The organism is Streptomyces sp. NPDC002133 (assembly GCF_040296405.1).
Classification (GTDB): Bacteria; Actinomycetota; Actinomycetes; order Streptomycetales; family Streptomycetaceae; genus Streptomyces.
Window position 1 is genome coordinate 1 of the sequence record NZ_JBEOXF010000152.1, and the last position, 1169, is coordinate 1169.

The window sequence follows — 1169 nt, forward strand, 5'->3', positions numbered from 1 at the left end:
CTAGTGCTGCTCCGCGGAAGTTCGTGGAGGGGTGTTGGGGTCGGTCAGGCGGGGGTGTCGAGGTAGAGGCCACCGGCGCAGTCGAGGCAGTCTTCGGGACTGCCGATGGGCAGTCCTGTGGGCAGGTAGTTGTCCTGGTAGCCGCCCCGGCTTGCGAGGTAGAGGGCGAAGCCCCAGGTGTGTAGGACGCCGGTGAAGCGCAGGCGGCACAGGGGGAGTTCCTCCCCGTCCTTCAGTTCGGCTGCTACGTAGGCGAATCCGGCGCGGAAGCGGACGTCGATGCGGGCCAGCTGCGGCCAGCGGGCCTGGGCATGGGTGTTCAGGCGCTGGCGCAGGTGGTGCTGCATCGATTCCGGGGGGTTCTTCGGCACGGGCCCATCCTGCCGGGTGTGACACCGGTCCGCCATGATCGTCTGCCGTGCAGGGTGAAGGACGCGTGGGAGCGGCGGTCGCGGTGGTGCTCGGGCCGGAGGTCCGTAAGCGGCTGTTACGGACGGTCTGCTCGCCGAAGGCGCAAGTGCGGGCAGTGCTGCGTGCCCAGATCGTGCTCGCGGCGGCGGACGGGCTGGCCAACGGCGCGATAGCCCGGGAGCTGGAGGTCAGCGTCAACACGGTGCGCAAGTGGCGGGGCCGGTTCGCCGCCGGCGGCCTGGACGGGCTGCGGGACGCCGGGCGGTCCGGACGGCCGAAGATCTACGGGCCCCATGTGCGGGTAGCGATCGTGGCCACGGCCACCAGTGCTCCGCCGCATCCGGAGGCGACCTGGTCGCACCGGACCATCGCCGCGCAGGTTGCGGGCACCTGCTTCGCGCCGGTTTCGGCCTCGCAGGTCGGGCGGATCCTGGCGGACCTGGACCTGAAACCGCACAAGGTCCGCGGCTGGCTCACCCGCCGCGACACCCCCGACTTCTGGGAACGTGCGGCGGACGTGTGCGCCCTCTACCTTGACCCGCCCGAGGGTGCGGTAGTGCTCTCGATCGATGAGAAGACCGCGATCGCCGCCCGCTCACGCCGGTATCCCGGGCGCCCCGCCGCCCCCGGCGAGTCTGCCCGCCAGGAGTTCGAGTACCGGCGCCACGGCACCGCTTCCCTGGTTGCCGCCCTGGAGGTGACCAGCGGCGAAGTGCTGACCGAGGTGATCGCCCGCAACGACGCAGCGACCTTCACCG

2 protein-coding genes are annotated in these 1169 nt (G+C 71.3%); one reads left to right on the forward strand and one right to left on the reverse strand.

Annotated elements, in window-relative coordinates; all coding sequences use genetic code 11:
- Positions 1-44: 44 nt before the first annotated feature.
- Positions 45-371, reverse strand: a complete 327-nt coding sequence (locus ABT078_RS42530; RefSeq protein WP_143614887.1) for a hypothetical protein — start codon at positions 369-371, stop codon at positions 45-47.
- 47 nt (positions 372-418) lie between these two features.
- On the opposite strand from ABT078_RS42530, the gene ABT078_RS42535 reads away from it, so the two are divergent.
- Positions 419-1169, forward strand: a 751-nt coding sequence (locus tag ABT078_RS42535; protein ID WP_351237848.1) for an IS630 family transposase, incomplete at its 3' end; no start/stop codon positions are given.